Origin of the sequence: Actinomadura sp. 1N219 (assembly GCF_044326405.1) — a bacterium.
Classification (GTDB): Bacteria; Actinomycetota; Actinomycetes; order Streptosporangiales; family Streptosporangiaceae; genus Spirillospora.
In genome coordinates, this window is sequence record NZ_JBIRAY010000005.1 from 127,126 (window position 1) to 152,591 (window position 25,466).

General features: G+C 74.4%; 25 protein-coding genes and 2 riboswitches. Of the genes, 6 read left to right on the forward strand and 19 right to left on the reverse strand.

Going from position 1 to position 25,466, the window contains the following annotated elements:
* The first annotated feature begins 92 nt into the window (after positions 1–92).
* The gene (locus tag ACH35V_RS18040; RefSeq protein ID WP_395973652.1) at positions 93–605 is read left to right on the forward strand and encodes a MarR family winged helix-turn-helix transcriptional regulator; all 513 of its coding nucleotides are present in this window, start codon (positions 93–95) and stop codon (positions 603–605) included.
* Here ACH35V_RS18040 and ACH35V_RS18045 read toward each other — a convergent pair.
* From ACH35V_RS18045 to ACH35V_RS18060, 4 genes are all read right to left on the reverse strand, one after another.
* Positions 557–1,318, reverse strand: a complete 762-nt coding sequence (locus tag ACH35V_RS18045) for a sirohydrochlorin chelatase (protein WP_395973653.1) — start codon at positions 1,316–1,318, stop codon at positions 557–559. The two genes, ACH35V_RS18040 and ACH35V_RS18045, sit on opposite strands and share 49 nt — an antisense overlap.
* A complete protein-coding gene (locus ACH35V_RS18050; protein ID WP_395973655.1) occupies positions 1,311–2,507 on the reverse strand; it encodes a uroporphyrinogen-III synthase in 1,197 nt (398 codons plus the stop codon). Before ACH35V_RS18050 ends, ACH35V_RS18045 begins: the two co-directional genes overlap by 8 nt.
* Positions 2,491–2,904: a nitrite reductase small subunit NirD gene (nirD, locus tag ACH35V_RS18055; RefSeq protein ID WP_395973657.1), complete on the reverse strand. Its 414-nt coding sequence runs from the start codon at positions 2,902–2,904 to the stop codon at positions 2,491–2,493. The genes ACH35V_RS18050 and nirD overlap by 17 nt, the downstream gene beginning before the upstream one ends.
* A gap of 91 nt (positions 2,905–2,995) precedes the next feature.
* Complete coding sequence (locus ACH35V_RS18060; protein WP_395973658.1) at positions 2,996–5,125, reverse strand: molybdopterin oxidoreductase family protein; 2,130 nt, start codon at positions 5,123–5,125, stop codon at positions 2,996–2,998.
* Positions 5,126–5,418: 293 nt separating this feature from the next.
* Between ACH35V_RS18060 and ACH35V_RS18065 the strand changes: the two genes are divergently transcribed.
* Entirely contained in the window at positions 5,419–5,901 is a 483-nt protein-coding gene (locus tag ACH35V_RS18065) for an NUDIX hydrolase (RefSeq protein WP_131967830.1), read from the forward strand.
* A gap of 36 nt (positions 5,902–5,937) precedes the next feature.
* On the opposite strand, the gene ACH35V_RS18070 is transcribed toward ACH35V_RS18065, so the two are convergent.
* A complete protein-coding gene (locus ACH35V_RS18070) occupies positions 5,938–6,186 on the reverse strand; it encodes a hypothetical protein (RefSeq protein WP_395973660.1) in 249 nt (82 codons plus the stop codon).
* 192 nt (positions 6,187–6,378) lie between these two features.
* Here ACH35V_RS18070 and ACH35V_RS18075 point away from each other — a divergent pair, with 192 nt between their 5' ends.
* Positions 6,379–7,737 carry a nitrate/nitrite transporter gene (locus tag ACH35V_RS18075; RefSeq protein ID WP_395973662.1) on the forward strand — a complete coding sequence of 453 codons (1,359 nt, stop codon included), beginning with the start codon at positions 6,379–6,381 and terminating at the stop codon, positions 7,735–7,737.
* Here ACH35V_RS18075 and ACH35V_RS18080 read toward each other — a convergent pair.
* Positions 7,685–8,407 carry a maleylpyruvate isomerase N-terminal domain-containing protein gene (locus ACH35V_RS18080; RefSeq protein ID WP_395973664.1) on the reverse strand — a complete coding sequence of 241 codons (723 nt, stop codon included), beginning with the start codon at positions 8,405–8,407 and terminating at the stop codon, positions 7,685–7,687. The genes ACH35V_RS18075 and ACH35V_RS18080 overlap by 53 nt on opposite strands.
* A gap of 183 nt (positions 8,408–8,590) precedes the next feature.
* Positions 8,591–9,007 carry a plectin gene (locus tag ACH35V_RS18085; protein WP_395973665.1) on the reverse strand — a complete coding sequence of 139 codons (417 nt, stop codon included), beginning with the start codon at positions 9,005–9,007 and terminating at the stop codon, positions 8,591–8,593.
* Positions 9,008–9,121: 114 nt separating this feature from the next.
* On the opposite strand from ACH35V_RS18085, the gene ACH35V_RS18090 reads away from it, so the two are divergent.
* Positions 9,122–9,697: a TetR/AcrR family transcriptional regulator C-terminal domain-containing protein gene (locus ACH35V_RS18090; RefSeq protein WP_395973666.1), complete on the forward strand. Its 576-nt coding sequence runs from the start codon at positions 9,122–9,124 to the stop codon at positions 9,695–9,697.
* Between the two features lie 6 nt (positions 9,698–9,703).
* On the opposite strand, the gene ACH35V_RS18095 is transcribed toward ACH35V_RS18090, so the two are convergent.
* The 3 genes from ACH35V_RS18095 to ACH35V_RS18105 all read right to left on the reverse strand — a co-directional run bounded on the left by ACH35V_RS18095 (position 9,704) and on the right by ACH35V_RS18105 (position 12,599).
* Positions 9,704–10,390, reverse strand: coding sequence for a lactate utilization protein C (locus ACH35V_RS18095; protein WP_395973668.1), 687 nt, complete (start codon positions 10,388–10,390; stop codon positions 9,704–9,706).
* Positions 10,369–11,778, reverse strand: a complete 1,410-nt coding sequence (locus tag ACH35V_RS18100; protein WP_395973669.1) for a lactate utilization protein B — start codon at positions 11,776–11,778, stop codon at positions 10,369–10,371. The genes ACH35V_RS18095 and ACH35V_RS18100 overlap by 22 nt, the downstream gene beginning before the upstream one ends.
* 92 nt (positions 11,779–11,870) lie before the next feature.
* Complete coding sequence (locus tag ACH35V_RS18105; protein WP_395973670.1) at positions 11,871–12,599, reverse strand: (Fe-S)-binding protein; 729 nt, start codon at positions 12,597–12,599, stop codon at positions 11,871–11,873.
* A gap of 277 nt (positions 12,600–12,876) precedes the next feature.
* On the opposite strand from ACH35V_RS18105, the gene ACH35V_RS18110 reads away from it, so the two are divergent.
* Positions 12,877–13,080: a DUF5999 family protein gene (locus ACH35V_RS18110; protein ID WP_395973671.1), complete on the forward strand. Its 204-nt coding sequence runs from the start codon at positions 12,877–12,879 to the stop codon at positions 13,078–13,080.
* Between the two features lie 125 nt (positions 13,081–13,205).
* On the opposite strand, the gene ACH35V_RS18115 is transcribed toward ACH35V_RS18110, so the two are convergent.
* The 3 genes from ACH35V_RS18115 to gcvP form a co-directional block, all read right to left on the reverse strand.
* Positions 13,206–13,841: an alpha/beta family hydrolase gene (locus ACH35V_RS18115; protein WP_395973673.1), complete on the reverse strand. Its 636-nt coding sequence runs from the start codon at positions 13,839–13,841 to the stop codon at positions 13,206–13,208.
* A gap of 52 nt (positions 13,842–13,893) precedes the next feature.
* Positions 13,894–15,006 carry a tetratricopeptide repeat protein gene (locus ACH35V_RS18120; protein ID WP_395973675.1) on the reverse strand — a complete coding sequence of 371 codons (1,113 nt, stop codon included), beginning with the start codon at positions 15,004–15,006 and terminating at the stop codon, positions 13,894–13,896.
* 97 nt (positions 15,007–15,103) lie between these two features.
* Positions 15,104–17,974 carry an aminomethyl-transferring glycine dehydrogenase gene (gene gcvP / locus ACH35V_RS18125; protein ID WP_395973676.1) on the reverse strand — a complete coding sequence of 957 codons (2,871 nt, stop codon included), beginning with the start codon at positions 17,972–17,974 and terminating at the stop codon, positions 15,104–15,106.
* Positions 17,975–18,038: 64 nt separating this feature from the next.
* Positions 18,039–18,145: riboswitch (glycine riboswitch) on the reverse strand.
* Positions 18,146–18,240: riboswitch (glycine riboswitch) on the reverse strand. It lies immediately after the preceding riboswitch.
* 370 nt (positions 18,241–18,610) lie between these two features.
* On the opposite strand from gcvP, the gene ACH35V_RS18130 reads away from it, so the two are divergent.
* The gene (locus ACH35V_RS18130; RefSeq protein WP_395973677.1) at positions 18,611–21,088 is read left to right on the forward strand and encodes a flippase-like domain-containing protein; all 2,478 of its coding nucleotides are present in this window, start codon (positions 18,611–18,613) and stop codon (positions 21,086–21,088) included.
* A 12-nt stretch (positions 21,089–21,100) separates the two neighbouring features.
* On the opposite strand, the gene ACH35V_RS18135 is transcribed toward ACH35V_RS18130, so the two are convergent.
* From ACH35V_RS18135 to ACH35V_RS18160, 6 genes are all read right to left on the reverse strand, one after another.
* Entirely contained in the window at positions 21,101–21,703 is a 603-nt protein-coding gene (locus ACH35V_RS18135; protein WP_395973678.1) for a MerR family transcriptional regulator, read from the reverse strand.
* A gap of 479 nt (positions 21,704–22,182) precedes the next feature.
* The gene (locus tag ACH35V_RS18140; protein WP_067886188.1) at positions 22,183–22,653 is read right to left on the reverse strand and encodes a bifunctional nuclease family protein; all 471 of its coding nucleotides are present in this window, start codon (positions 22,651–22,653) and stop codon (positions 22,183–22,185) included.
* Positions 22,654–22,795: 142 nt separating this feature from the next.
* Positions 22,796–23,539 (reverse strand): MerR family transcriptional regulator, encoded by a 744-nt coding sequence (locus ACH35V_RS18145; protein WP_395973679.1) that lies wholly within the window; start codon positions 23,537–23,539, stop codon positions 22,796–22,798.
* 38 nt (positions 23,540–23,577) lie between these two features.
* A complete protein-coding gene (locus ACH35V_RS18150) occupies positions 23,578–24,108 on the reverse strand; it encodes an FHA domain-containing protein (RefSeq protein WP_131964961.1) in 531 nt (176 codons plus the stop codon).
* Between the two features lie 309 nt (positions 24,109–24,417).
* On the reverse strand, positions 24,418–25,137 hold the full coding sequence (locus ACH35V_RS18155; RefSeq protein WP_395973681.1) for a DUF881 domain-containing protein: 720 nt from the start codon (positions 25,135–25,137) through the stop codon (positions 24,418–24,420).
* Positions 25,134–25,466, reverse strand: a complete 333-nt coding sequence (locus ACH35V_RS18160; RefSeq protein ID WP_132172509.1) for a small basic family protein — start codon at positions 25,464–25,466, stop codon at positions 25,134–25,136. Before ACH35V_RS18160 ends, ACH35V_RS18155 begins: the two co-directional genes overlap by 4 nt.

Below are 25,466 nucleotides of genomic sequence, written 5' to 3' on the forward strand. Positions count from 1 at the left end.
GCGGCATATTGTGGACCGTCCAACGGTAGGACTATCCTATCTCTCACGTCAAGAGAGATAGGACGCGCCAAGCGAACCCGAGGGAGGGGCACGTGGAGGACCGGCCCGACCCGCTGCACGAGTCGCCCACCTACCTGATGTTCGAGCTGATGAGGCTCGCGCGGCGCACCTCGGCGCGCCTGTTCCCCGGACGGTTGCGGCTGCCGCACATGCTCGTGCTGGAATGCGTGGCGCGGCTCGGGCCGCTGTCGCAGCGCGAGGTCGCCGGGCACCTGCGGATGGATCCCGGCGACCTGGTCGGCGTCGTGGACGCGCTGGAGGAGGCGGGCAGCGTCCGGCGCCGCCGCGACCCCGACGACCGCCGCCGGTACGCGCTGGAGGCCACCGAGGACGGCCGGCTCGCCCTCGGCGCGAGCCTGGACGACCGCGCCCGCCTCAACGCGACGCTGTTCGAGCCGCTGTCGCCGGACGAGCTGCGGCTGCTCAAGGACCTGATGCTGCGCGTCCTCGCCCACCACGACCAGCGGTTCGCCTGCCCCGCGTCCCGCGAGCCGGGTCAGGACGCGGCGGCGGGAACCGCGGGGCGCGACCGCGCCTCGTCGTAGCGGCGCAGGACCAGCCGCGCGACGGCGGCGTGCGCTCCGATCGGCGCGGCGACCGCGTCGGCGCCGCAGGCCGTCATCCGGTCGTGGAACCGGCCGGGAGCCAGCAGGTAGGACGCCACCGCGACACGGCGCGCGCCGTCCCGCCGCACGGCCGCCACGACCTCGTCGAGGGACGGTGCGCCCGCGGCGACGAACCCGACCGGGACGGGCCGGCGCAGCCTCCGCGCCAGCAGCCGCGCGGCGGCCCGCACGTCGGCGGCGCCCGCCGGGTCGGCGGACCCCGCCGCGCCGAGGACCACGGCGTCCGGGCGGCGCGGCGGGAGCACTGCGGCCGGCCGAGCGGCCGGCGCGTCGGCCGGCCGTGCGGCGAGCGCATCGGCCAGTCGATCGGTGAGCGCATCGGCCAGTAGGGCGTCCGGGCCGAGCGGGCGGGCCGTCGCCGCGTCCGGCAGCAGCCGCCTCGCCCGGCCCGGGACGTCGGCCAGCGCGTGGTGGCCGCGCCCCAGCAGCAGCGGGACGACGACCACCGGGCCGTCGCCGTCCAGGCCGCCGGCCGCCTGCTCCAGCGACGGCGCCGACAGCTCGCCATACGCCTCGACCACCCGCAGACCGGGACGCAGGGCCCGCACCAGGGCGAGCAGGTCCCGGACGGCGGCGGGCCCGGCCGGGTCGCGGGTGCCGTGCGCGACGGCCAGCAGGACGGGGTCAGCCACCGGCGCCCGCCGGGAGCCGCTCGGCGAGCCGCGGATCGCACGCCAGCCGGTAGCCGCGCTTGACGACCGTCTCGACGATCCCGGGACGGCCGAGGCCGCGCCGCAGCCGCGCCACCGCCATCTCCACCGCGTGCTCGTCGGCCTGCGGCCGCGCCTCCCCGGCGGGGGCGAGGCGGCCCGGCAGGGCGCCGCACAGCTCCGCCCGCGACACCACGTGCCCCGGCCGCCGCGCGAGCGCCCGCAGGATCGCCATCGGCGCGGGCGCGATCGGCCGGAGCAGCCCGTCCAGGACGACGGCGTGCCCGCGCAGCTCCAGCGCGCACCCGCGCACCGACAGCCGCCGCGACCGCCGCGCCGGCAGGTCCGTCACCAGCGCCCGCACCAGCGCACCGAGCCGCGCCCGCTCCGGCTGGACGGTCGGGACGCCCCGGCCGGTGAGCGCCCGCGCGGTGACGGGCCCGACGCACGCCGCCACGACGTGGGCGCGCAGGGCGTCCAGCAGCGGCTCCGCCAGCCCGTCCTCGGCGGCGACGGCGAGCGTCTCGGCGACCGCGGGCGCGCTGGTGAACGTGATCGCGTCGATCGTGCCCGCGACGGCCTGGCCGACGAGCCGGCGCAGCGGCGTCGGGTCCTCGGTCCGCGACCACCGGTACACCGGGACCTCGATCACCTCGGCGCCCGCGCCGCGCAGCGCCGCGGTCAGCTCCGGCTGCCGCTCCCCGTACAGCTGGACGGCGACCCGCGCCCCGTTCAGGTCCTGCCGCAGCAGGTGCTCGGTCACCTCGGCGAGCCCTTCCGAGTCCGGCGACCAGCGCTCGTGCAGCCCCGCCGACCGGATCGCGCCGCGCGCCTTCGGGCCGCGCGCCACGATCGCCGCCTCGGCGAGGCGGGCGACGAGCGCGTCCCGCGTGCCCTGCCCGTCGGCCGACTCCAGCCAGGCGCGGAACCCGATCCCGGTCGTGACGACCACGTGGTCGAGCGGCCCGGCCGCGCACGCCCGGGTCGCCTCCAGCAGCTCGGCGTCGTCGTCGAGCGGCGCGACGCGGATGGCGGGCGCGAGCACGACCCTGGCCCCGCGCCGCTCCAGGAGCGTCGCGAGCTCCTCGTGGCGGCGGGCCGCGGTCACCCCGACGGCGAAGCCCGCCAGCGGCTCGGCGAACCCGGCCGACGGCTCACTGGCGGTGCTCATCGGTGAGCGCCACCTCCACGCGGTCGCCGGCGCGGCGGACCGGGAACGCCGGCAGCGCCACGCGGGGATCGTCCAGGCAGGCCCCGGTCCGCAGGTCGAACACCTGCTTGTACATCGGGGACGCGACGGTCGGCGCGCCGTTCCGGGTGCCGAGGATGCCCCTCGACAGGACGTGGGCGCCGCTGAACGGGTCGAGGTTCGACAGCGCGTACAGGGCGCCGTCGAACGTCCGGAAGATCGCCACCTGCGTGCCGTCGAGCATCGCGCAGACGCCCCGCTCCGGGGTCAGGGTCGCGTAGGAGCAGACGTCGGACCAGCGGACGGCGCCCCTGGTGATCGTCGCTTCGGATGTCCTGGTCGCTTCGGGTGTCACGGTCGCTTCGGGTGTCCTGGTCATCGGCGCGGCAACCTCCCTGGCGGGTACGGGTCGATGGTTCGATACTCGGCGGGGGCCGTTTCGCGGTTGGGTCCCGCTTGTCACCTCTGTGTTAAAAGCCGCTCACCTCAAGGCGCGGAGCGCTCGGGGTGTGTGTGGGGTCGTCGCCCCTGGCTGGGCAGGGGTGCAGGCGGACGGCGCAGACCTTGAACTCCGGCATCCGCGACACCGGGTCGAGGGCCGGGTTGGTGAGCAGGTTCGCGCGGCCGTCCCCCGCCCAGTGGAACGGCATGAACACCGTGTCGGGACGGATCGTGCCGGTGAGCCGCGCCTGGACGGTCGCGGTGCCGCGGCGGCTCTCGACCCGCACGCGGGCTCCGTCCTCGATGCCGAGGCGTCCGGCCAGGTCGGGGTGCAGTTCCACGAACGGGCCGGGCGCGGCCTCCGCCAGGGCCGCGACGCGCCTGGTCTGCGCGCCCGACTGGTACTGCGCGAGGACGCGGCCCGTGGTCAGGTAGAGGGGGTAGTCGGCGTCCACGTCCTCGGCGGCGCCGTGGTGGTCCACCGGGACGAACCGGGCCCGGCCGTCCGGTGTGGGGAACCGGTCCAGGTAGGGCCTCGGCGTGCCGGGATGGTCTTCTGCCGGGCAGGGCCAGAACACGCCGCCCTCGGCCTCGACGCGGTCGTAGGTGATGCCGGAGTAGTCGGCGATCCCGCCCGCGCTCGCGCGCCGCAGCTCGGCGAACACCGCCTCCGGGTCGGCGCTCCACTCCCCCGGCGCGTCCAGCCGCCCGGCGAGCGCGGTGATGATCTCCAGGTCGGTGCGGACGCCGTCCGGCGGCGGGACGGCCCTTCGCCGCCGCAGCACCCGGCCCTCCAGGTTCGTCATCGTCCCCGACTCCTCCGCCCACTGCGCGGCGGGCAGGACCACGTCGGCGAGCCGCGCGGTCTCCGACGGCACGACGTCGGCGACGACCAGGAGGTCGAGCGCGCCGAGGCGTTCCTCCACGTGCGCGGCGCGCGGCGCGGACACCGCCGGGTTCGACCCGAACAGCAGCAGCGCCTTCGGCCCGTCCGGGGTCCCGAGCGCCGACAGCAGCTCGTACGCCGAACGTCCCGGCCCGGGAAGGGTCTCGGGGGCCACGCCCCAGACGCGCGCGACGTGCGCGCGTGCCGCCGGGTCGTCGATCCGCCGGTAGCCGGGCAGCTGGTCGGCCTTCTGCCCGTGCTCGCGTCCGCCCTGCCCGTTGCCCTGCCCGGTCAGGCACCCGTACCCGGAGCCCGCGCGGCCGGGCAGCCCGAGCGCGAGCGCCAGGTTGATGAAGCCGCTGACCATGTCGGTGCCGCGCGCGTGCTGCTCGGCGCCCCGCGCGGTGAGGACGTGGGCGCGGCGCGCGCGGGCCAGCAGCCGGACGGCCTCGCGCATCGCCGGGACGGGCACGCCCGTGATCCGCTCGACCCGGTCGGGCCAGTAGGCGTTCACGACCGTCCGGACGGCGTCGAACCCGGCGGTGCGCGCGGCGATGTAGCCCTCGTCGGCGAGGCCCTCGGTGATCGCCAGGTGCAGCAGCCCGTTGGCCAGGGCGATGTCGGTGCCGGGCGCCGGCTGCAGGTGCAGGTCGGACTGCCGGGCGGTGGCGGTGCGGCGCGGGTCCACGACGATGAGCGCGCCGCCCGCGTCCCGCATCCCGGTCAGGTGCCGCATGAACGGCGGCATCGTCTCGGCGGGGTCGCCCGCCAGCAGGATCGCGCCGGACGCCGCCAGGTCCGTGACCGGGCCGGGCAGGCCGCGGTCCATGCCGAACGCCCGTCCGGACGCCGCCGCGGCCGACGCCATGCAGAACCGCCCGTTGTAGTCGATCTGGGACGTGCCGAGCGCGACGCGCGCGAACTTCCCGAGCAGGTACGCCTTCTCGTTCGTCAGCCCGCCGCCCCCGAACACCGCGACGGCGTCCGGGCCGTGCAGCGACCGCAGCCGCGAAGCCCCGGCGGCGACGCGGTCGAGCGCCTCGTCCCACGTGCAGGGTTCCAGCGGCGCGCCCTTGCGGCGGCGCGTCATCGGCGTCCTGAGCCGGTCCGGGACGGTGAGCAGTTCCGCGGCCGTCCAGCCCTTCTGGCACAGCCCGCCGCGGTTGGCGGGCACGTCGTCGCGCGGCTCCACCCGGACGGCGCCGCGCTCACGGTGCAGGGTCATGCCGCATTGCAGCGCGCAGTACGGGCAGTGCGTCGGAGTCCCCGTCATGCGGTCGAGGCTCGGCGGGGGCCGTTTCGTCCGCGAGTCCCCGGTGTGACCCCAGCGTTAAATGCCTTTCACGCGGCGCGTTCACCGACGTCAGGCGTCCCGCGACGGGGCCCTGAGCCGGTGACCTTGACATTCGCGGGTCAAGCGTTGTCGTCCCCCATCATGGCCCTTTCGTCGCCTTTTACCGGATCTCCGAACGGATTCGCGGCTCCCCGGCGATCTTCCGGACGGATGCGGCCCCGGCCGCCCGGAGCCCCGGATCACGCGGCGATGATCGCGCCTAACCTCGGTACATGCCCGACCTTGCTTACTACGCCTCACTGCCGCGCTCCCGCGGCGCCGCGGCGGCCCTCCTCCTGGACGACCTCGGGCGGGTCCTGCTGGTCAAGCCCACCTACAGCGAGGGCTGGTACCTGCCCGGCGGGGTCATCGAGGCCGACGAGTCCCCCCTGTCGGCATGCGTGCGCGAATGCTCGGAGGAGCTCGGCCTCGTCCCCCGCCTGAACGGCCTGGCCTGCGTCGACTGGGGCTCGCCGCGCGACGACGGCGTCGACGCCGTCAACGTGTTCGTCTTCGGCGGCACGATCACCGGCGAGGAGATCGCCGCGATCCGGCTGCCGCCGGACGAGCTGTCCGACCACATCCTCGTTGCTCCGGAGAAGATCCCCGAGCTGGCGCCCGCGCACGTGTCGCGCCGGATGGACCCCAGCCTGCGCGCGATGGCCGAGGGCCGCGCCGTCTACCTGGAGGACGGCCGCGAGCAGCCGTTCGGCTAGGCGGGCGACCATTCCGCTGGGCGGGCGACCGTTCGGCTAGGCGAGCACGGCGTCCCTGGCCTGCCGCCCCCGCTCCGGGTCGACCGCGCGGGCGCAGTGCGCGCAGCAGTACCAGTGCCCGTCCACGTCGATGCCGTGGCCCATGATGCGGCACTGGCAGTGCTCGCAGACCGGCGCCATCTTGGTGACCGCGCACTCGAACGAGTCGAACGTGTGCACCTCGCCCTGCGCGTGGACCTCGAACGTCATGTCGTAGTCGTTGCCGCAGACCTCGCAGGTCGCCATCGGTCCTGTCTCCGTTCCCCCGCCGCGCCGCCTATCCGGCACTGCTACCCGGACGGTCCCGGGTCTACCCCGCGCCTCACAGCCGGCGGGACGCGCTGTGCGGCGGAGTTATCAGAGCCGTATGACCGCTCACACGAGCGCGAAACGCGCCGCTCCTACGGTCGTGCCCGCCGAGCGACCCCAGGGAGACCCATGAGCGTCACCGCCCAAGCCCCCCGCAGCGACCGAGACCGCCGCGCCCGCCGCGCCCGCGCGTTCAAGGGCCGCTGGATCGACGACTGGCGGCCCGAGGACCCCGCGTTCTGGACGGCCGCCGGCGCCCGCACCGCCCGCCGCAACCTCGCCTTCTCGATCTTCGCCGAGCACGTCGGCTTCTCGGTCTGGACGCTGTGGTCGGTGCTGGTGCTGTTCCTCGGCCCCGCCTACGGCATCGACCCGGCCGGGAAGTTCACCCTCACCGCCGTCCCGGCGCTGGTCGGGGCCGCGCTGCGGATCCCCTACACCCTCGCCGTCGCCCGGTTCGGCGGCCGCAACTGGACGGTCTTCAGCGCCGCGATGCTCCTCGTCCCGGCCGTGCTCGCCGCCTTCCTCATCAAGCCCGGCGTCTCCTACCCGACGCTGCTGGTCCTGGCGGCCGCCGCCGGGATCGGCGGCGGCAACTTCGCGTCCTCGATGGCCAACATCAACGCGTTCTACCCGCGGCGGCTCAAGGGCTGGGCCCTCGGCGTCAACGCGGGCGGCGGGAACCTCGGCGTCGCCGTCGTCCAGCTCGTCGGGCTCCTCGTCCTCGCCACCGCCGGGAAGGACCGTCCGGGGCTCGTCGCCGGGGTCTACATCCCGCTGATCGTCCTGGCCGCGCTCGGCGCCGCGCTCCGCATGGACAACCTCTCGCACGTCCGCAACGACCGGAGGGCCATGCGGGACGTCAGCAAGGACGCCCACACCTGGATCATGTCGGTGCTCTACATCGGCACGTTCGGGTCGTTCATCGGGTTCGGGTTCGCGTTCGGGCAGGTCCTCCAGGTGCAGTTCGCCGACGTCTTCGACACCCCCGTCAAGGCCGCCTGCCTCACCTTCATCGGCCCTGCGCTCGGCTCGCTGCTCCGTCCCGCGGGCGGGCGGCTCGCCGACCGGCTCGGCGGCGCCGCCGTCACCTTCTGGACGTTCGTCGCGATGGCCGCCGCGGCGGGCCTGGTGCTGGGCGCGTCGCGGCTCGGGTCGCTGCCGCTGTTCCTCACCGGGTTCGTCCTGCTGTTCGCGCTCAGCGGCGTCGGCAACGGCTCCACCTACACGATGATCCCGGCGATCTTCCGCGCGCGGACCCGCGACGGCGACGAGGGCCGCAGACTCGCCGGGGCGCTGCTCGGCGTCGCGGGCGCGGTCGGCGCGTTCGGGGGCGTCCTGGTCAACGTCGCCTTCCGGCAGTCGTTCCTCGCCCACGGGACCGGCGACGCCGCCTACGTCGCGTTCATCGCCTTCTACGCCGCCTGCTGCGCGCTCACCTGGCTGGTCTACCTGCGGAACCACCCGAGGAGGCCGGCGGACGTCTGACGCCCTGCCGGGCCCCGCGCCGCCCCCGCGTCCGGCCGGGCGCGCCGTCGGGGTCCGGCCAGTTCGGCGACCGGCCGGACGACCGCAGCACCGACTCCCACGCGTCCCCGGACGACAGCGGAAGATGCGGCACGCCCCAGTGCCACGCCGACACCAGCAGATCCGGGTCGCGCGGCCGGTAGCCCGCCCCCACGGCGCGGGCCATGTCCCAGGCGTGCAGATGCCACTCCACGCAGGCCGCGCCCGCGTGGTCCCCGACCGTGTACTTGGTGCCCCGGTAGATCAGGTGCGTCCGGTCCCACATGTCCGGCATCAGGTCGGCGTACGCGCCGGCGGACACCCCGAACGCCATGATCCGTTCCGGGCCCGGCTCGGGCGGCAGCACCGCCAGCTCCGCCGCGTTCTGCCGCGCCTGCTGCCTGATCAGCACCGCCGACGCCGCGTCCTGCGCGAACAGCGTCGCCAGCCGGCTGTCGGGCGCGTCCTGGAGGTACTCCAGGAAGTTCTCCGCGACGCACCGCAGATGCCCGGCGAGATCGATCAGCCGCCAGTCGGCGCAGGGCGTCGGGACGTCCCAGTCCCCCGCCCGCTCCGCCAGCTCACCGATCGCCTTCACCCCGTCCTGGTAGGACTCCAGTACGCGGCCCCGGTCCGGCGGCGTGCGCTCCACGTGACTTCCCCCCGCGTCCAGAGCACAGTGCGTGCACAGCCGTGCCCTCTCCGCCGGGACGCCGCCGCGCCCGCCGCGGCCTGCGGCGACCGGCGCGAGCGCCCCCCGACGTTCCCCCGAGAGGGCAGACTCTCAAAGTTCGGTGGCCGGTGCCACCCGGTGACGCTGTGTCGTCACACGGCTCTAGACCACCATGGTCGGGCGCGTCCGGAAACTGAGCCGGTGCGCCTCCCGCGCGGTGCGGAGCCGGTCGACCTCGTCCGTCCACGGGCGCACGTTCGGGCGCGCCTTCGCCTTGCGGTACGCGATCTCCGCGGCCCGGCGCGTCTTCGCGTCCTGCGCCTCGACCGAGTACACCTGCGGGCCCATCACGACCCGCTCGGACGCCTCGGCGGCGGCGAGCACGTCCGTCATCGCCTTGTCGAACGCGACCGTCAGGGCCCGCAGCTCCGGCTCGGGCGTGGCCGCGCCCTGCGCGTCCCGCAGCGCCCGCTCCGCCTCGCCCGCCGCCGCGCGCCGGTCCTCGTACTCGGCGGCCAGCCGCTGGTCGGCCTCGTACGGCTCCGCGACGTCCTTGCTCACCCGGCGGCCCAGCGGCATGGTCACTCCTATCGGCGGTCTTGGGTGTTCCGGTCGAGGAAAGCGTACGCGGGCCCCCGGCGTGTCGTGACGGCGGACACCCCGCTCCGGCCCTTTACGCAGTAAGGTCGGGTCATGGTCCGGCAACCGAGCATCAACGCCCAGCACCGCGCCCCGCTGTCCACCGAGCGGATCATCGAGTCGGCCCTGCGGATCGTCGACGGGCAGGGCCTCGCCCGGCTCACCATGCGCCGCCTCGGCGACGCGCTGGAGGTCGAGGCGATGGCGATCTACCACCACCTCCCCCGCGGCAAGGAGCAGCTCCTGGACGGTCTCGTCGCGCACGTCGCGTCCGCGCCCGCCGACACCGGGAGCGCCGCCTCGAACGGAGACTGGCGGCGCGTCCTGCGCGCCTGGGCCGCCGACTACCGGACGCGGCTGCTGACGCACGCGGGCGTCCTCCCCCTGGTCGTCACCCGCCGCAACCCCGCCGCGCTCACCACCACGGTCGCGTCGCTGCGCGAGGTGCTCCGGCGCGGCGGCGTCGCCGAGGACACGGCCGCGGTCGCCGCGCACACCCTGCTCGGCTACGTCATCGGCCACGCCTCCCTGGAGGTCCGCGGCACCAACGAGGACGGCGCCGAGCGGCCCGTCGACTGGGACGCGCGCTTCACCGCCGGGCTCGACCTCGTCATCAGCGGGGTGAGCTGATCCGGCTCAGTCCTCGACGACGAGGACCTCCAGGTGGCGCGGGCCGTGCACGCCCTCCACGCGGACCATCTCGATCCCGTGGGTGGCGGACGGCCCGCTGATCCACGTCAGCGGGCGCGCCGGATCGAGCCGCTCGACCGCCTCCGGGACCGTCCCGACGATCTGGTCGGCGTGCACCACGCACAGGTGATAGCCGGGGACGGCGGTGAGCGCCCGCCGCCCCTGCGCCCGGCCCCCGTCCAGGACGACGGTGCCGGTCAGCGCGATCGCCGCCGCGCAGCCGGTGACGACGCCGTCGACGGCGGCGAGGGTGTCGACGTCGACGGCGGGGGTGTCGGCCAGCGCCCGGACGCCGTCCAGCTCCGCGAGCCACCCGAACGGCAGGTCGGCCGGGACGACGATCTGCTTGGCCTCCCGTCCCCACAGGGCGGCGGCCACGGCCGTGCCCAGCTCGTCGGCGCTGACGTGGCGCACCGAGGCGCGGTTGTCGGCGACCCGCTCGGTGAACAGCGCCAGGACGTCCGCCCGGTTGCCGGCCTCGTCCTCGGTGAGCCGGCGCGGGTAGCGGCGCGGGACCGGCGGACGCGTGCCGCGATCACCGCCGAGCGCCTCCCGCACCCGCCGCAGCACCTCCGCCCGCGAGCCCCCGCCGGGCCCTTCGCCGGACGCCGTCACGGCCGCCTCCGCGTCCACCAGGCGCGGAAGCTCTCCGCCGGCGGCGCGGGCAGGTCGCGGGCCTCGGTCCACTTGCCGAGCAGGCCGGGGAGGCGGCGGATCCGGCCGCCGCGCGACAGCAGCCGCGCCCACCGGGTGCCGCGCCGCAGCGCGGTCTCGTAGCGGCGCGGGTCGCCCATCGTCCACGCCAGGCCGCGCATCAGCATCAGCTCCGGCGGCGGGACGGGACGCCGCCGCCGCGACTCCACCACCGTGCCGCGCAGGTGGACCAGCACGTCCGGGATGTCGATCTTCACCGGGCAGACGTCGGCGCACGCGCCGCAGAGCGTCGACGCGTACGGCAGGGACGCGTCGGCGGCGCTGTCGACGCCGCGCAGCTGCGGGGTGAGGATCGCGCCGATCGGCCCCGGGTAGACCGGCCCGTACGCCCGGCCGCCCGTCCGCTCGTAGACGGGGCACACGTTCATGCAGGCCGAGCAGCGGATGCAGCGCAGCGCGGCCCGCCCGACCTCGTCGGCGAGGGCCCGGGTGCGGCCGTTGTCGAGCAGGACGAGGTGGAACGCGCGCGGCCCGTCGCCCGCCGTCACGCCCGTCGACGTCGCGACGTACGGGGTCATCCGGTCACCGGACGACGAACGCGGCAGGAGCTGGAGGAACACCTCCATGTCCGCCCAGGTCGGGACGACCTTGTCGATGCCGGCGACGCTGATCAGCGTGTCGGGGAGGGTCAGGCACAGCCGCGCGTTGCCCTCCGACTCCAGCACCACGAGCGTCCCCGTCTCGGCGACCAGGAAGTTCGCGCCGGTGACGGCGACGCGGGCGCGAAGGAACCGCTCGCGGAGATGCGTGCGGACGGCGGCGGCGAGCTCGGCGGGGTCGTCGGTCAGGTCGGGCCCTGCGGACGGCATCGTCCGCCGGAACAGCTCCCTGAACTCGGCGCGGTCGCGGTGGAGCGCGGCCGACAGCAGGTGGGACGGCTCGTCGTCGCCGAGCTGCACGGCCAGGTCGGCGAGGGCGGTCTCGCGGGCGGTGACGCCGGCGCGGGCCAGCGCGTCGGTCAGCCCGATCTCCCGGGTGGTCGCCGACGACGCCTTGACGACCTCGTCCGCCCCGGCCGCCCGCACCAGCCCGGTGACGATCTCGCACGCCTCGGCCGCGTCCGCCGCCCAGTGCACGGTGCCGCCCGCCTCGGTGACGGCGCGCTCCAGCTCCTCCAGGTGGGCGTCGAGGTCGAGGAGGGCGGCGTCCCTGATCGCGCGCCCCGCCTCGCGGAGGTCGTCCCAGCCGGCGAGTTCGGCGGCCGCGGCGGCCCCCCGCTCCCTGGCCGCCGCGATCCCGCCGCGCAGGTTGCGGCGAAGGCCGGTATCGGCCAGCGCGGACCGCGCGGCGGCCGCGAACTTCGGCATCGGCAATGGAACCGGCCCGCCTGTCGCCGCGGGTGACCTCATCCCAGTGGAGGACGGCGTCGTCCCCGGGAAGGAGCCCGGGGAGGGGCCCGTCACGCCGGCCCCGTCTCGGCGAGGATCTCGGCCAGATGCATGATCCGGACGCCGCCGCGCAGCCGGGACAGCGCGCCGCCGATGTGCGCCAGGCAGGAGTTGTCGACAGCGCAGACCACGTCGGCGCCGGTGTCGCGGATGTGGCGCACCTTGTCGGCCACCATCGCGACCGACACGTCGGAGTTCTTCATCGCGAACGCGCCGCCGAACCCGCAGCACTCCCCCGCCGCGGGCAGTTCGACCAGGTCGAGGCCCTTGACCGCGCGCAGCAGCCGGAGCGGACGGTCGGCGACGCCGAGCGTCCGCGCGGACTGGCAGGACGGGTGGTAGGTGACCCGGTGCGGGAAATACGCGCCGACGTCGGTGACGCCCAGGACGTCCACCAGGAGTTCGGTCAGCTCGTAGACGGCGAGGCCCTCGGCGGCGCGGGCCAGGCCGGGGTCTCGGGCCGCCCGCGCGATCCGCGGGTAGCCGTCGCGGACGGTCGCCGCGCACGACGCGGACGGCGCGACCACGACCTCGCAGCCCTCGAACGCGGCGGTGTAGGCGCGGGCCAGGTCGGCGGCCTCGCGGTGGTAGCCGGTCGTCCAGTGGATCTGCCCGCAGCACGTCTGCCCCGGCGGGTACGCGACCTCGTGCCCGAGCCGTTCCAGCAGGGCGGTCACGGCCTTCCCGGTGCCCGGGAACAGCGCGTCGTCGAAGCAGGCGACGGACAGGGCGACCCGCACCGGCCTCACTCCCCCCACGCCTCGCAAAGCCCGTTCCCGCCGAACATCGTAGGGGTTTCACGCGCTGACGGCGTGTCGTTCGCCGTCCGTTCGCGCGCGGAAGGAACGCTGGAACCGGCACCTCCGGGTGAGACGGGTCACATCCCCCGGTACTCGGGTACCAACGGACAACCGCCCCAACGGACTATGGCCGGTGGAGGCGAACCGTTCCACACTGAGAGGCGTCAATAAAGGAAAGCTCCACAACCGACCCGTAGTTGAGACCGGAGGCACCACGATGTGCCCGCACCAGCCGCCCTGTCCCTCGCACCACGCACCCGATCGCGACGCCGCCCGCACGCTGGCCTCCCACCCCGAGCAGGGGTGGAGCCTCCTGTGCAACGGCGTCGTGCTCTTCGAGGACACCGGTGAGCTGCTGCCCGACGGGGGAATCATCGCACCGCACCGGCCGACGGATCCGCTGGCTCCGTCCGCCGCCTGAACGACGTCCACGGGGGACTAGTTCAAACGGGTGATCATCCTCGGGGGCCACGGCCACCTGCCCGCTCCTTCCGGGCCCGCACCGGGCCCGGAACGGAACCGCCGCCCAGACCGCCATCGGGACCGTCACGGGCCGCCCGTCCGCACCGCGCGGGCCGCCCGACCCCGCGACCCCGCCCATCTCCGCAGCCACGGCTCCGCCGCCGTCCCGACCGCGGCGGGATCCCGGTTCAGATCGTGGCGCTCCCCCGCCAGCACGATGACCTTCGTCGCGTCCGCCTCGTCCGGCACGCCGAACGGGTCCCGGTCGCCGTTGACGACGACGACCTCCACGCCCGCGGAGCGCAGCTCGTCCGCCCGCGTCTTCTCCGGGTTCCGCGGCGGGTGAAGCGGGAACGCCAGCGCGAGGACGCCCACCGCGCCCGCCGCCGTCGCCGTCCGGCACGCCACCCTGGCGCCGTTGCTCCGGCCTCCCTGCACGAGCGGGACGTCCCCGACCCGGTCCCGCAGCACGGCGATGATCTCCAGCCACGCCTCGTCCTGCTTCGCCTGCGGGCCGGGCGCGCGGCGGCCCGCGAGCCGGAACGGCTGCGTCACCCGCGCCACCGCGCCGCCCAGCCTCAGCGCGGTCTCCCGGACGGCGAGCAGGTCGGGCGCGTCCACGCTTCCGTTAGAGCCGTGCGTCAGGACCAGCAGGAACGCCGGGTCGTCCGCCTCGTCCAGCGCGACCCCGGCGAGCCCGTGCGCCGTCACGACCTCCATCGGCCCACCGTAGCCCGCCGCTGAAACGATCACCGCGGCGGGATGGCCGGCGCTAGCGCTCGGACCGGTCCGAGGGACCCATCGCGAGGCGGAGCCGCTCGGCGAAGCTCTCCTGCAGCAGCGGGCCCCACGCGTAGTCGCCGGGGACCTGCACCGCCCGGCCCAGCGCCTCCCGCGCGTCGCCCGCCCGCCGGTCGTCCGGCGCGTCGCCGTTCCGGACGGCGAGCAGCGCGTACATGTGGTCGAGCGCGCCGAACGCCTCCCCGGCGAGGGCGGGGAGCGTCCCGTCGGACACGGCCTGCTCGACGACCGGCTCCCACCACAGGTCGGCGGGGTCGCCGTCATCCTCGTCCACGCCGAAGTCGCGGCGGAGCCGCGCCCGCACCTGGCCCGCGGTCGCCGGGTCGGACAGCCCGCGCCGCCACACCTCGGCCGCCTCGCCGGCGCGTCCCCGCAGCGGCAGCGTCCGCGCCAGCAGCTCGGTCGCCAGCGGCCCCACCTCCGGGTCGGACGGATCCTCCCCCAGCGCCGCGCCGAACGAGCCGATCGCCTGGTCGAGGTAGGCGATGCCCAGCGCGACGGCGAGCCGCGCGTAGGCGTACGGGGCGGTGCCGCGGTCGATCAGCTTGAGCCCGGCGGCCAGGACCCGCTGCGCCCGCGCGGGCTCCCCGCGCTCCAGATGCCGCTGCGCGAGGTCGTGCGCGGCGGGCGGCCCGTACTCGGCGTCGCCCGTCGCGATCACCGCCTCCCAGTGGCCGCGCGCCTCGTCGAACTCGCCTGCGTCGTCGGCGATCCGGGCGAGCGCCAGATGCGCGGGCGGCAGGTACGCCGGGTTGCCGAAGTCGACCACCACCCGCCACGCGGGCGCCGCCTCGCCGTGCTCGCCGGCCCGCTCGTGCGTGAGCGCCAGATGGTAGGCGGCGCGCGGCCCGTACTCGGGGTCGCCGGTGGCGATCGCCGCCCGGTCGGCGTCCCGCGCCCGCTCGACCTCCCCGGCGTCGTCGAGGACGACCGCCAGCCCCAGCGCGGCCTGCGCCCGGCAGGACGTCTCGCCGAGCTCCAGCACCTTCTCGAACAGCAGCGCCGCGCGCCCCGCCTCGCCGTTCTCCGCGAGGCTCCGCGCCTCCTCGCACAGCTGAGCCGGGTCATCCGTCACGGGACTCATCAGTCTCCGCCCTCTGGGTCGGGGGTCCGCCACAGGAGCCTAGCGACCCCCCGACCCGGCGTCTCGCGACGCCGCCGGTCAGTCCCCGAAGGCCCGGTCAGTCTTCGAACGCTTCGGGGGGCGGGCAGGAGCAGAGGAGGTTGCGGTCGCCGTAGGCCTGGTCGATGCGGCGGACGGGCGGCCAGTACTTCCCGTCGCGGACGGCCGGGACGGGGTAGGCGGCCTCCTCGCGGGTGTAGGCGTGCTTCCAGTCGTCGGAGACCAGGCACGCGGCGGTGTGCGGGGCGTTCTTGAGCGGGTTGTCCTCGGCGTCGTAGCCGCCGTCCGCGACCCGCTGGATCTCCCGGCGGATCTCGATCATGGCGTCGCAGAAGCGGTCGAGCTCGGCGAGGTCCTCGGACTCGGTCGGCTCGATCATCAGGGTGCCGGCGACGGGGAAGGAGAGCGTCGGGGCGTGGAAGCCGTAGTCGATGAGGCGCTTGGCGACGTCCTCGGCGGTGACCCCCGTCTCCTTGGTGATCTTGCGGAGGTCGGCGATGCACTCGTGGGCGACGAGGCCGTTGCGACCGGTGTAGAGGATCGGGTAGTGCGGCCCGAGGCGGGTGGCGAGGTAGTTGGCGGCGACGATGGCGCCCTCGGTCGCGGCGGTGAGGCCGTCCGGGCCCATCATCGCGATGTACGCCCAGGAGATCGGCAGGATGCCCGCCGAGCCCCACGGGGCGGCGGAGATCGGGCCCACGCCGGTCTCCGGGCCCGCCTCGGCGCGCAGCGGGTGGTTCGGCAGGAACGGGGCGAGGTGCTCGCGGACGCCGATCGGGCCGACGCCGGGCCCGCCGCCTCCGTGCGGGATGCAGAACGTCTTGTGCAGGTTGAGGTGCGAGACGTCCGAGCCGAACTCGCCGGGACGGGACAGCCCGACGAGGGCGTTGAGGTTCGCGCCGTCGACGTAGACCTGGCCGCCCGCGTCGTGCACGGCCGCGCACACGTCGGTGATCGTCTCCTCGAAGACGCCGTGCGTGGACGGGTACGTCACCATGATCGCGGCGAGCCGGTCGCCGTGCTTGGCGATCTTGGCGTGCAGGTCGTCCAGGTCGACGTTGCCGCCGTCGTCGCACGACACGACGACGACGCGCATCCCGGCCATGACGGCGCTGGCGGCGTTGGTGCCGTGCGCGGACGACGGGATCAGGCACACGTCCCGGTGCTCCTCCCCGCGGGACGCGTGGTAGCCGCGGATCGCCAGCAGCCCGGCCAGCTCGCCCTGGGAGCCCGCGTTCGGCTGGACGGACACCTTCGCGTACCCGGTGATCTCGGCGAGCGCGTCCTCCAGCTCGCCGATCAGCTCGACGTACCCGGCGGCCTGGCCGACGGGCGCGAACGGGTGGATGTTCGCGAACTCCGGCCAGGTGATCGGCTCCATCTCGGCGGTGGCGTTCAGCTTCATCGTGCAGGAGCCGAGCGGAATCATCGAGCGGTCGAGCGCGACGTCCTTGTCCTGGAGTTTGCGCAGGTAGCGCAGCATCGCGGTCTCGGAGCGGTGCGCGTGGAAGACGGGATGGGTCAGGTAGGGGCTCTCGCGGCGCAGCGTGCCGGGGAGCGCCTCGGCCGCCTCGCCGGCCTCGGCGGCGCCGAACGCCTCAAGGACGGCCGTGACGTGCGCGGGCAGCGTCGTCTCGTCGCAGGCGACGCCGACGTGGTCGGCGTCCACGGGACGCACGTTGATCCCGCGCTGGCGGGCCGCGTCCACCACTTGGGCGGCGCGGCCGGGCACGCGGGCCAGGACGGTGTCGAAGAACGCGCCGTGCACGACCTCCACGCCGCTCTCGCGGAGCCCCGCGGCGATCTCGGCGGCGCGGCGGTGCGCCCGCTGCGCGATCGCGGCAAGCCCCTCCGGCCCGTGGTAGACCGCGTACATGCTCGCCATGACGGCGAGGAGCACCTGCGCGGTGCAGATGTTGCTGGTGGCCTTCTCGCGGCGGATGTGCTGCTCGCGGGTCTGCAGCGCCAGCCGGTGGGCGGGCGCGCCGTCGGCGTCGACGGACACGCCGACGAGCCGTCCGGGGAGCTGCCGCTGGATGCCCTCGCGGACCGCCATGTAGCCGGCGTGCGGGCCGCCGAACCCGAACGGGACGCCGAACCGCTGCGCCGAGCCCACGGCGATGTCCGCGCCGGACTCGGCGGGCGGCCGCAGCAGCGTCAGGGCGAGCAGGTCGGCGGCGACGACCGCCTGCGCGCCGCGCTCGTGCGCCTGCGCGATGACGGGCTCCAGGTCGCGGACGGCGCCCGACGCGCCCGGGTACTGCAGCAGCACGCCGAAGACGTCGCCCTCGGGCAGCCCGCCGGACAGGTCGGCGACGACCACGTCGATGCCGAGCGGGACGGCCCGCGTCCGGACGACCTCGATCGTCTGCGGGAGCACGTCGGCGTCCACAAGGAACGTTCCCGGCTCCTTCCGCTTGGTGACGCGGTGGGCGAGGGCCATGCCCTCGGCGGCGGCGGTCGCCTCGTCCAGCATGGACGCGTTCGCCACCGGCAGCCCCGTCAGATCGCTGACGACGGTCTGGAAGTTCAGCAGCGCCTCGAGGCGCCCCTGGGAGATCTCCGGCTGGTAGGGGGTGTAGGCGGTGTACCAGCCGGGGTTCTCCAGGACGTTCCGCATGATCACGCCCGGGGTGATCGTCCCGTGGTAGCCGAGGCCGATCATGGACGTGAGCACGGTGTTGCGGGCGGCGAGCTCGCGGAGGCGGTCCAGCGCGGCGGGCTCGCTCAGCGCGGGCGGCAGGTCCAGCGGGCGGGACGTGCGGATCGCGGCCGGGACGGCGTCGTCGATCAGCGCCTCGACGCCCGCGTAGCCGATGGCGGCGAGCATCCTCGCCTGGTCGTCGGGCGACGGGCCGATGTGCCGGTCGGCGAACGCGGCCCGCGGATGCTGCGGCGCGGCCACGGGGGCGAAGAACTGGGCGGTCATGGAGAGCCTCCTGGCTGCTGCGGTCGCTCAGGCGGGCCGCTGGCGCGCGGGCCTGCGGCCGGTCTCCCCCTCTGTCATCGGCACCTGAGAGCTTCACCCGCGCCGCGGGGTTTCCCCTTCGGTGAGCCGCCTTCCCGCGCTGCGGGAATCGACGCCTTCTTTCCAGAGGTGCCTCGCCCAGCGGTCCTTTTGCCTGAGAGGTTCCGGGGAGGTTGCCCCTTCGGCGCCCCACGCTGGCGGCGTGGGGTCTCTCCCGCACAGGGTCGACGGCATGTCCTGGACAAACCCTACCCAAAGATCGGTTCCCACGATCGCGCCGGGTCCGGCCGGGCCCGTCCCCGCGGGGCCCGGCGCCGTACCAGCCAGTACGATGTGCAGTCCCACCTGGGACGGAACGGCCCCGGGCGACGCGGACGCAGATGGTCGTCGAGCGGAGCCCGTCCGTTGAACGGCGGTGGGCGGGAGCTGGAGATGGTCCGTCGAGCGGAGCTCGTCCGTTGAATGGCGGTGGGTGGGGGCTGGAGGACGGTGGGCTGCGGGGTGAACGCGCGACGCCCGACGGGGCACCGGTCGACGGCGCGCCGCCGGTTCTGGGACGCTGATCGCGATGGCGGACGGTCAGGGCGGCGGTACGGCGTGACCCCGATCCACGAGGAGACGGTGCCCGCGCGGCAGGGCGCGCCCGCCGGTGTGCCCGTCGACGAGCCCGCCCAGCCGGACCGGATCCGCCGCCCGGGCGACGCGATCCGGTTCGCGGCGTCCGTCGTCGGGCTCGCGGCGGTGATGCTGCTGGTGTCGATCGCGCAGGAGACGACGCACGGCCTGCACACCGACATCGCCGAGGGCGCCGCGCACGCGCCGCGGCTGCTGCTGTCGCTGGCGACGCTGGTGTCCAGCTTCGGCGTGCTGGCCGTGCCGATCGCGTTCGGGATCGAGCGGCTGTTCCACAAGGACGGGATGCGCGTCGCGATCGCGCTGCTCGCCGCCGTGATCGCGTTCGGGCTCACGGTCGGCCTGGACGACCTGGTCGTGCGGGGCGCGCCCGGCGGCGTCCTGGACTCGCTGATCTGGGGCGGCACGGAGACCGCGCCGGTGCACACCGACATCGCGCCGGTGATCGCGTTCGTCAGCGCGGTCGGGATGGCGGGCCGCGCCCGCTGGCAGGCCGCGACCTGGACGCTGATCGGGCTGGCCGCGCTGACGGGCCTCACCGCGTCCTACGCCTCGGTCGCCGCGCTCGCCGCCACCTACCTCCTCGGCCGCGCCATCGGCCACGGCACCCTGTACGCGGTCGGCACCCCGAACCCGCGCCCGCCGGGACGGGCGGTGGTGGCGGCGCTCGAACGCCTCGGGCTGCGCCCGGAACGCGCCGCGCGGCTGGACGAGCCCGCGGACGGCGCCGAGCAGACCCGCCGGTACGGCGTCGTCCTCGCGCCTCGCCCCTTGGACGGACGCGGCGCGCGCCTCCCCGTCGGACGCGGCGCCCACGGCGACTGGGACCTGGAGCTGCACGTCCTCGACCGCGACCAGCAGACGGCGGGCCTGCTGTACCGGGTGTGGCGGCTGCTGCGGCTGCGCGGCACGACGACCGGGCGGGCGCTGCGCTCGCTGCGCCGGTCCCTGGAGCAGGAGTCGCTGATGGCGTACGCGGTGGACGCGGCGGGCGTCCGGACGCCGCGCCTGATCGGCACGTCGGAGGTCGGCACGGAGGCGGCGCTGCTGGCGTACGAGCACGTCCCGGGGCGGCGGCTCGCCGACCTCGACGACGAGGAGATCACCGACGACCTCCTGACGGACATCTGGCGGCAGTTCCGCGCGCTGCAGGAGGGGCGGCTGGCGCACCGCCGGCTGCAGGACGGCGCCGTCCTGGTCGGCGACGACGGCGGCGCCTACATCACCGACCTGCGGGCCGGGGAGATCGCAGCGGGCGACCTGGCGCTGCGGCTCGACCTGGCGCAGGTCCTCACGACGCTGGCGCTGCGGGCGAGCCCGGAGCGGGCCGTCCGGACCGCGGCGGCCGTGCTCGGCGAGGAGGCCCTCGCCGCCGCCGTCCCGCTGCTGCAGCGGGTGGCGCTGTCCCGGACGACCCGGACGGCGCTGCGGCACGACCGGGACCTGCTGACCCGCATCCGGGAGCAGATCGTCCGGCTGAAGCCGGAGACAGAGGTCGCGCCCGCCAGGCTGGAGCGCTTCCGCCCCCGGACGATCTTCAGCATCGTGGCGCTGTCGGTCGCGGCGTACATCGTCATCCCGCAGGTGGCGAGCCTCGACATCGGGAGGATGACGGCCACCGCGAGCTGGCACTGGGTCCTGATCGCGCTGGGCGCGGCGGCGCTCACCTACGTCGCGGCGGCGCTGATGCTGATGGGGTTCGTCCCGGAGCGGCTGCCGCTGGGCCGGACGGTCCTGGCGCAGCTCGCCGCGTCGTTCGTGAAGCTGGTCGCGCCGGCGGCCGTCGGCGGCGTCGCGGTCAACACCCGCTACCTGCAGCGCTCCGGGGTGCGGCCCGGCCCGGCCGTCGCGAGCGTCGGCGCGTCGCAGCTGGTGGGGCTGGTCACGCACATCCTGCTGCTGATCCTCTTCGGGTTCCTCACCGGGTCGACGTCGAAGGCGACGCAGGACCTCGCGCCGTCCCGGACCGTCGTGATCGCCGTGCTGTCGCTGGGCCTGCTCGCGGGTCTCGCGCTGACGGTGCCGCGCGTCCGGCGGGAGGTCACGACCCGCCTGAAGAGCATGTTCTCCGGCGTGGTGCCGCGGCTGGTGGACGTCCTGCAGTCCCCGAAGAAGCTGTCCACGGGAATGGGCGGGACGCTGCTGCTGACGGTGGCGTTCGTGCTGTGCCTGGACGCCTCGATCCGCGCGTTCGGCGGCTCGCTGCCGCTGACGACGGTCGTGGTGGTCTTCCTCACCGCCAACGCGCTCGGGTCGGCCGCGCCGACGCCCGGCGGGCTCGGCGCCGTCGAGGGCGCCCTCACCCTGGCGTTGACGATCTCGGGACTCTCCGCGGAGACGGCGACGTCCGCGGTCCTGCTCTACCGGCTGCTCACCCTGTGGCTGCCCGTCCTGCCCGGCTGGGGAGCGTTCACCTACCTGCAGCGCAAGGAAGCGCTGTAGCCGAAGCCGTGGTCATCCGGTGCGGCGCGCGCGGCGCCGGTTGGCCAGCTCGTCGTGGGGGTGTCCGGACGGGTCGTCGTCGGTGGCGGCGCGCTCACCGGGAAGTTCCGCGAGACTGCCCTCCACCTCCTGCCACACCCGTCCGAGCGCGATGCCGAACACGCCCTGCCCGCCCTGCAGAAGATCGACGACCTCGTCCGGCGACGTGCACTCGTAGACGCTGACGCCGTCGCTCATCAGCGTGATCTGCGCCAGGTCCTGCACGCCGCGATCGCGCAGATGGGTGACCGCCGTGCGTATCTGCTGCAGCGACACACCCGTGTCGAGGAGCCGCTTCACGACCTTCAGCACGAGGATGTCGCGGAAGCTGTACAACCGCTGGCTCCCCGACCCGTGCGCCGACCGCACGCCAGGCTCGACCAGCTTCGTCCGGGCCCAGTAGTCGAGCTGCCGGTAGGTGATCCCCGCCGCGGCGCAGGCCGTCGGGCCGCGGTATCCGACATCGTCCGGCGGCGCCGACACCCGCGTGTCGAAGAGCAGTCCCTGCTCCCCGGCGCGCTGGGACGCCATATGCCTCTCGGGGGTCGCCTTGCCCTCGCCGCTGCTCACCGCCACGCGGACCTCCGGCTCCAAATCATCCCGTGGCGCTTCGTCAAGGGGGTTTGACGAATTACACCACGGGTGTTCCACCAGCACGGTAGGTGCCGGTCAGGGTGGGGTCAACGTTCATCGTCGGCGCGTCGCATGCCCGGATGAACCCGCTGATTACCTGCATTTCTCTCCTCCTTCGGCCCTGGAGGGCCTCCATCGTCGAGAAACGCGTGCGATCACTGCATCGCTCCGTCTCGCCTTGCGGCTCGCTTCGCGATCAGGTTTCTCGCAAGCTCGAAACCTGCCTTCGGACGCGATCGCGACGCCCCAGGTCGTCGCGGGGTTGCGGTGGTGGCTGAGGTTGTCGCGCATGACGGCTTCCGGCAGGCGATCAAGCACATCTTCAAGAATCCCCAGGAACCGGGGCAACAAACCCACTGCTCGCGCGTAATCCCAGGCTAACCCGCTGGGAAGGCTGCTTCGGGCAGACTCGCCGTCAGGCTTCAGCCGGCTCGGCCGAAGTCTTCCGGGGAGATGGTGTCGAGGAACTCGCGGAACTTCTCGACTTCGTCTTCCTGCTCGTCCGGGATGGCCACGCCGGCCTCTTCCAGGACGTCCTCGCTGGCGAAGATGGTGGCGCCGGTGCGGAGGGCCAGGGCGATGGAGTCGGACGGGCGGGCGCTGACCTCGACGCCGTTGGAGAAGACGAGGTCGGCGAAGAAGATGCCCTCGCGGAGCGCGGTGATGTTGACGGTGCGGAGCTGGACGCTGAGGGCGTCCAGGACGTCGCGGAACAGGTCGTGGGTGAGGGGCCGGGCGGGCAGGACCCCCTGCTGGGCGAAGGCGATCGCGGTCGCTTCGACCGCCCCGATCCAGATGGGCAGGTAGCGGTCGCCCTCCGTCTCCTTCAACAGGACGATGGGCTGATTGGAGGGCATCTCGACCCGGACGCCGACGACCTCCATCTGCTTCACTGCGGCTCCCTGCTGGTTCTCGCTATCTCGATCACCACGTGCAGCGGATCGATTCGTGACCGAACCCTGTAGCCAACGTACACCCCGCCCCGGACAGCTCGTGATGCCGTGCGTTCGGCAAAAACCTCCGCGGCGCGCATGATCAGCGGTCGAGGCTTTCGTTCAGGCCGGCGGCCACCAGCGCGGCGTGCAGTTTCACCGAAAGGGCGGCGATCTCGCGGGCGGTCTCGGCGGCCTGCTCGTGGGCGCCGCTGCTGCGGCGGCGCAGTTGCGGGGCGACCATCTGCTCGATGAGGCCGACCTGCCGGTCGGCGGCGGCCTTGACGGCGCGCAGGTGCCGGACCTCGAAGCCGAACTCGCCGAGCGCGGCGGCGACGCGCGCGATGTTGAGCGCGTCGCCCTCGTAGTGGGCGCCGGTGCGGCGGACGAGGCCGTACTCCTCCAGGCGGCCGAGGAGGGCCTCGTCGATGCCGGCGCCGTCGAGGAGCTGGCGGCGGGTGAGGCGGACGGAGGGGTCCTCGGCGGTGGTGTCGGCGGCGACGAGGGTGCGGGGGCGGCGCGGCTCGGGGGCGGCCGCCGTCCCCGCGGACGCGGCGTGGTGGGCGCCGAGGGGCGGGACGTTCTCGCCGCGGTCGCGGGCCTGGAGGTGCTGCCTGATGACGCGCAGCGGCAGGTAGTGGTCGCGCTGCGCGGTGAGGACGAAGCGGAGCCGCTCGACGTCTGCGGCGCCGAACTTGCGGTAGCCGGACGGGCTGCGCTCCGGTTCGACCAGGCCCTCGGACTCCAGGAACCTGATCTTGGAGATGGTGATGTCGGGGAACTCGGGCCTGAGCAGTCCGAGGACGTCCCCGATCGTCATCAGGGACCGGGCTGGCTGCGCGTTCATGGCCCCTCCCATCGTCGCCGCGGCCTCCTGCTCCCCGGTCAGCCGTGCGCCGGGTTGATCAGGAACACCAGCCGGAACTTGCCGATCTGGACCTCGTCGCCGCCCGACAGGCCGGCCTGGTCGATCCGCTGCCGGTTGACGTAGGTGCCGTTCAGGCTGCCGACGTCGCGGACGGAGAACGCGGAGCCCTGGCGGGCGAACTCGGCGTGCCGGCGGGACACGGTGACGTCGTCCAGGAAGATGTCGCTCGAGGGGTGCCGGCCCGCGGAGGTGCGGTCCTTGTCGAGCAGGAAGCGGCTGCCGGCGTTCGGGCCCCGCTTGACGACGAGGAGCGCCGTCCCCGGAGGGAGCGCCTCCATGGCCATCTGGTCCGGCCCGAGCGACGGCTCCTCGGCGCCCGCGTCGGTGTCCAGCGCCTCGAACCCGCCGATGGAGATCGTGGACGTGGACTCGCCGGGCGACTCCCGGGGAGGCAGCGGGCTCCGGGTGAGCGGAGTTCCGCAGTTCGAGCAGAAGCGGGCATCATCCGGGTTGGCGTGACCGCACTGCGTGCAGTAGACGCTCGGCATCGATCGGCTCGGCCTCCTACCATCGGCGTGCCGCTCGCGGGCGTCCCGCCGCAACGGGAGCCGCCTGCGCCACGCGCATCCTTCAACCAACCCACGCCGGGGACCCGCCCCGACCACGGTCTGACTCACCGGCCGCTTACGGGACGGTCGCCGCAACTTACGCGGGTATTACCCGAGGGGTCAACTGGAACGGCGAGCCGGCTGGACCAACCTACATTCGCCGATGATCGCAGGTCTACGCCGCCGCGCGGACGTCCCCGATCGCGACGCCCGAGCCCGGCGTCCGGTTTACCGCTTCCCCGAATTCCCCTAGGGAGACCGTATCGCGTCGACGGCGATTTTCGCGCGCGGGGTGATCGAGACGTCGGAGCCGACGCCCTGCAGCGTCCTGACCAGTCCGCCGGGGATGTTCAGCGCGGTCGTCATGGTGTGGGGGTCGCCGATGGCGAGGAACCGGTACGGGGCGGCGAGGGGCCTCCCGTCGGCCTGGACGCCGTTCCGGCCGTCCAGGAAGTAGGTGTCGACGCCGGCGCGCACGTCGTTGACCTGGACGACCTCGGCGCCGGCGTCGCGGAGCTCCTGCAGCGCGTCCAGGAGGTTGATCGCCTTGACGCCGCGGCGCGGGTCGGTGATCAGCAGTTCGATGCCGGGGCCCTCGGCCGGGACGGTGCCCGCGAGGAGGCCATAGGTGGTCGCCCGCTTGCGCGCCTCCTCAAGGGCGGTTCCTCCTTCGGCGTCCCGTTCCAGCTGCGCCTTGGTGTCCTCCAGGTCGCGCAGGTCGCCGCGCAGCCGCTCGGATCGCTGGCCCAGATCGGACAGGACTCCGACGAGCTCGTCCTGCCGGGCGGTGGCGAACGTGGTGTCGCGCTCGTTCGACTGGATCTGGGCGACGACCGCGAACCCGAGGACGAGGCAGAGGAGCCCGCCGATCAGCTGGCCCATGCTGACTCGCGGTCTCAACAAGTCGAGGAGGCCGCGGAGCCCCGCGGGCTCGTCGGGTCGGCCGTTCTCGCGCTCGTCCCCGGTCATGCGCCGAACAGCTTCCGCCGGATGCCGGCCGCGTTGGAGAAGATCCGGATGCCGAGGACGACCACGACGCCGGTGGACAGCTGCGAGCCGACCCCGAGCTTGTCGCCGAGGAAGACGATCAGCGCGGCGATGACGGTGTTGCTGACGAACGACACCACGAACACCTTCTCGTCGAAGATGCCCTCCAGCCGGGCCCTGATCCCGCCGAACATGGCGTCGAGCGCGGCGACGATGGCGATCGGCAGGTACGGCTCCAGCCAGAGCGGGACGTCCGGCTGGAGCAGCAGGCCCAGCGCCACGCCGATCACCAGCCCGATCAGCGCGATCAA